The organism is Mammaliicoccus sp. J-M41 (assembly GCF_022385935.1).
Lineage (GTDB): Bacteria > Bacillota > Bacilli > Staphylococcales > Staphylococcaceae > Mammaliicoccus > Mammaliicoccus sciuri_A.
On record NZ_JAJNIR010000029.1, the window covers coordinates 23,860 to 30,268 of the forward strand.

The window sequence follows — 6,409 nt, forward strand, 5'->3', positions numbered from 1 at the left end:
ACTTTACACTAATAATTGTGATACAATGTATAAAATTATGCAATACTGACAAATATGTCACTTAGTGAAGAAATGGGGTTATATCATGGTATTAATTAACTATAAAGAAACGGAATATTATAATTCTAAAGACTTAGCATTATCTGTTATTGGTGGTCGTTGGAAAATACCAATCATCTGGCATTTATTACAAGCGTCACCTCTTAGACTCAACGAATTAGAAAAGAAACTACCAGATATTAATCAGCGTATGCTTATTAGACAGTTGAGAGAACTCGAAGATGATCATATCGTAAACCGTACTGTATATCCGGTCGTACCGCCTAAAGTTGAATATAGTCTGACACAAATAGGTAAAGATTTAGAACCTGTTGTTAATGGCATTTGTGACTGGGGAGACGAATTTTTAGACTTTTTAAATACAAAAGATAAAGCCTAATCACATATTGCTTTTAATCGCTTCATAGTTTGCTACAATAAAAAAAAAGGGGGATTTTATGACAACTCAAAAACTTTCACAAGAAGAACAAGCTGAACTGCTTACAACTTTACAAAAGCGTTTCGAAAAATTTCCAGAACGTCATAAAAATATAGAATGGTCAGATGTAGAAAAGCGATTAAATGAACATCCTGAAAAATTATGGTCACTTAATCAAATGGAACAAACTGAAGGAGAACCTGATGTAATAGGATTAGAAGACGATTCTTATATATTCGTAGACTGTTCGAAAGAAAGTCCTAAAGGTCGTAGAAGTGTTTGCTACGATAGAGCAGCATTAGAATCTAGAAAGAAATATAAACCAGAAACAAGCGTAATGGACATGGTCCATGAAATGAACGTTACATTACTTAACGAAGAACAATATAGACATTTACAAACACTCGGTGAATTTGATAAGAAAACATCTAGTTGGATTGAAACACCTGCAAAAATTAGAGACCTTGGCGGTGCATTATTCTGTGATTTACGTTATGACACAGTATTCACTTACCATAATGGCGCTGATTCTTATTATGGCTCAAGAGGTTTCCGAAGCATGTTAAAAATATAAAATTAAGCTTCCTCAATTTGTCTCAAGAAGACAAGTTCAGGAAGCTTTTTCTATACAATCATTACCTAACCACTTACACCGTATATTCAACCGGTTATGACATAACTACTGACAAATAATGTGATACAACATACTATATAACCAAAGGAGGTTATGCTATGACAGAGCCATTCAACGTTCAACTAAACATCGACACTTCACAAAAGACGACGGATATTTCAATCAGAACCTTTGAACAAGAACTTGGTCATAACCTATTAACGTATATTCAACAATTTGAAACATCCAACCATAAAATAGGTATTAAGTCATCACAAGGAACGTCACTTATTTTAAAAGTAGATATCATTTTTGCAGAAGTTTTTGATAAACAACTGAACATCATAACACTCAGTGAAACACTCACAACTCGAATGTCACTCACTGCCTTACAGCAAACGTTGCCTAAGCAGAAGTTCGTACAAATTAGTAAATCATCTATCGTCAACATAGAACATATCACCAAAGTATCACCGTCATTCTCAGGGAATTTATATGCAACTTTATCCAATAATAAAAAAGTAACCATTTCAAGAAGGTATGTTAAAAATTTAACTGAAATATTAGGTATATAAGGAGGAGAACATTATGAACAAAATCTTTAAATCTATTCTACAAGGTATCGGTATAGGAAGCAGCATTATGCTCATATTTATCGCAATATTTGATGTAACAATTGACTTCCAAGCAGTCTTCAGCGTTTATATATTCGGAGCAATTTGTGGATTTCTACCAATAGTTTATGAAATCGATCAAATACCACTTTTATTCAAACTCATCATTCATTTAGGTGGAAGTATCATTACGTTCTTTATCGTTTCAACAATTAATAACTGGATACCATTACAACCAGCACCACTCATTGGCGGACTCACAACCTTCGCATTGATATTCCTCGTTATCTGGTTTATATTTATGTATCTCAATATTCAACAAAGCAAAAAAATAAATACAAAACTTAAAAAAATGTAAACAAAGACCCTTAAGGTTCACACCTTAAGGGCCTTATTTTCCGTTTTTCCATATTTTACTGAAATAAATGTAATTCACACGATATAAATTCCGTATCACACAAAGCGTGTAATCATTTTTGATCATCTAATTTAATTGATAATAGTTATCAATGTCAATATTATTTTCTATTTTAATAAATAATTGGCTGTGCGAATTTTATTTCACAAAATTTAAAAATTAGTAGAATGGAATAATTTAGGTTGTAACTCAATAACATATAAATTTGAACATTCTTACTTTTATATGTACAATGGATGTAATAACTAAATAAATGTCCACTGGAAGTGCCTTATTATAGGCTGAGACTGAAGTAGTGACTTCGGGATTCCTTGAACCTGATCCAGTTCATACTGGCGTAGGAAAGTGGCGTATATAAGCTTACTTATACTTATAATTAAATTTTTACGCTATTTTTCTATACAGAAAAATAGCGTTTTTTATTTGGAGTGATTTCATTGTTTATTGCTGTTACACCGTATAAAGACTTAGATGTTACTGATTTAGAACATTATATAGAGATTGCAGAAGAGATTGATTTGTTATTACTGAGAGTGCCTATGACACGTGATGATCTATGCTGGGTGCTTGATTATTTATTAGCAAATGGCTTTCCACAAACGAAATTAATGATTCATTCAGATATGGTCATACTTGAAAAATATGATTTAAATTTTATTCATTTTCGTGAAAATGACGTGCAAGCATTTGAATATAAAAAGCTTCACCCTCATATATCCGTTAGTATGTCTACACATTCAGTTGAAACTGTGAAACGCGCACGTGAGTGGTCTTTAGATTTTGTATTCTTTGGTCATGTGTTTGAAACGCGTTCTAAACATGGTCTTAAACCAAGGTCTTCAAAAGACATAACAGATGCAGTATCTATAGATATTCCTGTTTATGCAATTGGTGGCATAGATACGCATTCTATTAAGTCGTTACCTCATGGTTTTGAAGGTGTTTGTGCAATTTCATTTTTCAGAGATCGAAGTTTGCGTGAAATTCAATTATTAAGAGAGGAGTGGCTTGCATATGTATGACGTGTTAATTGTTGGCTCTGGTGTCATGGGCATGTCTATTGCGCGTGAATTAGCACTTAAGAATGATTCGTTGTCTATCGCTGTGATAGATCGAGATGTGCCTGGATTACACGCATCTTATAAAGCTGGTGGCATGTTAGGTGCACAGAATGAATTTATTGAAGATACACCCCTTTATCAACTTGCATTACGTTCGAGAGATTATTTCGAATCACTCAGTCACACGTTATATAAAGAGACGAATATCAATATTGATTATCAAGCACACGGTTTAATTAAAATGGCCGCTTCACGAGATGATATCGACAGCTTAACAGCGCAATATCGTTTTTTGAATAAACGCGATCGTTCAGTTACGACGATAGATAGTCAATCACTTCGTCATCTTTCAAATCATACGATTTCTTATAATCATAAAGCGATTTATATTCCATTTGATGGACAAATTAATGCCAATCAATATGCTAAAGCTTTGTTGAAATCTATTGAGTACAAAGGAATTGAACGCATTTATCACACTGAAGTTAAATCCATTCATCGCTTAAATGATGCGTTTAAAGTGCTCACTGCAAACCAAATTTTACTTTCCAAAAAAGTCATTGTTGCTGGAGGTGCATGGAGTCATCAGTTATTAGCAGACTATGAAATTGAGCCAAAAGTAACTGGTGTTAAAGGCGAAGTTCTACTGTTAGAACATCCAGACTTAAAATTAGAACAAACACTTTTCATGACGAATGGCTGTTACATTGTGCCGAAACGTGACAATCGATTCTTAGTGGGTGCGACGAGTTATGTAGATGACTATACTGTAGGCACATCAGTTGAAGGAGAGAATTGGTTAATGCGTCAAGCATGTAAATACATTCCATTATTATCAAGTAGTCGACTCATTCATAAATGGTCGGGAATCAGACCATACACTGATAATGAATGGCCTATTATGGATGAAATCGATGAAGATTTATATATTGTTACAGGTCATTATCGTAATGGCATATTACTGTCACCTATCATCGGTAAATTAATGGCTGAATGGATTGTTTATGAAGAAAGACCCACGTTATTAGAAGCATTTAAAGTGAGGAGGTGTGTCCATTTATGAAATGTATCATTAATGGTGATGAATTTAATTTTGAAGATGCGTTAACGTTGTCAGATTTACTAGACTCACTGGAATTAGATAAAGATAGAATCATCGTCGAATGGAACGATACACTCATTAAAAGTGAACAATTTAATGATATTACTGTTAGAGAATCAGATAGATTAGAACTACTAGAATTTGTTGGAGGCGGATAAAATGTTAAAAATAGGACCATATGAACTCAACTCAAGATTATTATTAGGTACTGGTAAATTTAAAGATGAAGAAACACAATCTAAAGCAATCCAAGCATCAGGTGCAGAAGTGCTCACTTTTGCTGTAAGAAGAATGAATCTATATGACAAATCATTACCCAACCCATTAGCAAATGTTGATTTAAATCGCTTTATTACTTTTCCTAATACTGCTGGTGCACATACTGCAGAAGAAGCTGTACGTATTGCAGAAATTGCCAATCATGCTGGGCTTTGCAACTTAATTAAAGTAGAAGTTATCGGTGACGATAAGACTTTACTACCAGACCCAATCGAAACTTATAAAGCATGTGAAATATTATTAGATAAAGGCTATATTGTCTGTCCATATATTTCGTGTGATGTTGTGTTAGCTAAACGACTTGAAGCATTAGGTGTTCACGCAATTATGCCGCTAGCTTCTCCAATTGGAACAGGCAGAGGTCTTAATAATCCACTCAATTTAAGATATATCATTGAACAAGCTAACATACCCGTTATCGTGGATGCTGGTATTGGTTCACCAAAAGATGCTTGTTATGCGATGGAACTTGGTGCAGATGCAATTTTATTAAACACTGCCATTTCTGGTGCGAGAGACCCTGTCAAAATGGCTGAAGCGATGAAATTAGGTATTGAAGCCGGACAATTAAGTTATGAGGCAGGTAGAATCCCTGTTAAATATACAGCACAAGCATCAAGTCCAACTGAAGGATTAGGGTTCTTGTAATGGAACGTTATGAGCGACAAATGAAGTTTCAACAGTTCGGCGAGCATAGCCAAGAAACATTGCAGAATACACGTATATTGATCATGGGTGCAGGTGCATTAGGCAGTCATGTTGCAGAACTACTTGCTCGCATGGGTGCTCATCAATTAACGATAATCGATATGGATATCGTTGAGCTTTCTAATCTACATCGTCAAGCACTCTATGATGAACGTGATGCACAAGAAATGCTTCCTAAAGTCGTTGCTTTAAAGGAGAAAATTAAACAGATTAATCATCATGTAGAATTGAATGCTATCCATCAAGAATTAACAGCACAAAACATTGAAACGATTATTCAAAATGTCCAACCAGATATTGTAATCGATGGCATGGATCAATTTGATATGCGCTTTTTAATCAATGAAGCTTGCCATAAATTAAACATTCCTTGGATATATGGCGCAGCAGTCGGAAGTAAAGGGACCGTTTATGCAATTGATTATAGTGGACCTTGCTTAAGATGTATCCTTCAAAGCGTACCTCAAACTGGAGAAAGTTGTGCGATAAATGGCGTGCTACCACCAGTTGTTCAACAAGTAGCCAGTTACGAAGTGTCAGAATTACTCAGATATGTTGCTGGAAAATCTTTTTCCAAAAAGCTCATCACAATAGATACATTTGAAATGAACATACGCGCAACAAATATCAATTTATTAAAAGACGATGACTGCGTTGTCTGTGAGCAAGGGATTTATCAAGCATTAAACACACCATCCCTTTCATCAATAGAAGCATTATGTGGAGATACGTTCATGTTTAGATTTAAACAACACGCATTTGAATTAGCACATCACTTCCCAGGACATATCGCTAAAGAAAACGCATATGTAAAATTTATAGCATATGACGATATGACCATGACCTTATTTAAAGACGGTCGCATGAACGTACGCGGTATAGCATCACAAGAAATCGCAGAAGATATATATCAACAGTTTAATAGGTGTATAAGGTAGGGAGCGAGATAGGATTGGACCAAGTCTTGGAGGCAGTTGCGGGTGATGTCTTGGTTGAAGTGGCTTTGTCAAATTAAGTGTGTAAGTTATTCAAGATACTTAATAATTCTATCTTTAATTTGATCATGTAAAAGAAGCTGGTTCATAACCATAGACCAGTTTGGAATGTAACCAGTGGACCATTTCTTTTGAAGTTCT

9 protein-coding genes and 1 riboswitch are annotated in these 6,409 nt (G+C 34.6%); all 9 genes read left to right on the forward strand.

The window, feature by feature from the left end:
• Positions 1–85 precede the first annotated feature (85 nt).
• The 9 genes from LQ686_RS10605 (at position 86) to LQ686_RS10645 (ending at position 6,211) form a co-directional block, all read left to right on the forward strand.
• On the forward strand, positions 86–439 hold the full coding sequence (locus LQ686_RS10605; RefSeq protein ID WP_037589866.1) for a winged helix-turn-helix transcriptional regulator: 354 nt from the start codon (positions 86–88) through the stop codon (positions 437–439).
• Between the two features lie 58 nt (positions 440–497).
• Entirely contained in the window at positions 498–1,052 is a 555-nt protein-coding gene (locus LQ686_RS10610) for a DUF4256 domain-containing protein (protein WP_107573187.1), read from the forward strand.
• A gap of 158 nt (positions 1,053–1,210) precedes the next feature.
• Positions 1,211–1,666, forward strand: coding sequence for a LytTR family DNA-binding domain-containing protein (locus LQ686_RS10615; RefSeq protein ID WP_107573186.1), 456 nt, complete (start codon positions 1,211–1,213; stop codon positions 1,664–1,666).
• Between the two features lie 13 nt (positions 1,667–1,679).
• A complete protein-coding gene (locus LQ686_RS10620; protein WP_025905799.1) occupies positions 1,680–2,063 on the forward strand; it encodes a DUF3021 domain-containing protein in 384 nt (127 codons plus the stop codon).
• Positions 2,064–2,375: 312 nt separating this feature from the next.
• A riboswitch (TPP riboswitch) is annotated at positions 2,376–2,484 on the forward strand.
• 67 nt (positions 2,485–2,551) lie between these two features.
• Complete coding sequence (locus tag LQ686_RS10625) at positions 2,552–3,145, forward strand: thiamine phosphate synthase (RefSeq protein ID WP_374229772.1); 594 nt, start codon at positions 2,552–2,554, stop codon at positions 3,143–3,145.
• On the forward strand, positions 3,138–4,247 hold the full coding sequence (gene thiO, locus LQ686_RS10630; RefSeq protein WP_107573185.1) for a glycine oxidase ThiO: 1,110 nt from the start codon (positions 3,138–3,140) through the stop codon (positions 4,245–4,247). Before LQ686_RS10625 ends, thiO begins: the two co-directional genes overlap by 8 nt.
• Entirely contained in the window at positions 4,244–4,444 is a 201-nt protein-coding gene (gene thiS / locus LQ686_RS10635) for a sulfur carrier protein ThiS (protein WP_025905802.1), read from the forward strand. The genes thiO and thiS overlap by 4 nt, the downstream gene beginning before the upstream one ends.
• Before the next feature lies 1 nt (position 4,445).
• Entirely contained in the window at positions 4,446–5,213 is a 768-nt protein-coding gene (locus LQ686_RS10640) for a thiazole synthase (protein WP_025905803.1), read from the forward strand.
• Positions 5,213–6,211 (forward strand): ThiF family adenylyltransferase, encoded by a 999-nt coding sequence (locus LQ686_RS10645; protein ID WP_107565994.1) that lies wholly within the window; start codon positions 5,213–5,215, stop codon positions 6,209–6,211. Before LQ686_RS10640 ends, LQ686_RS10645 begins: the two co-directional genes overlap by 1 nt.
• Positions 6,212–6,409: the final 198 nt, after the last annotated feature.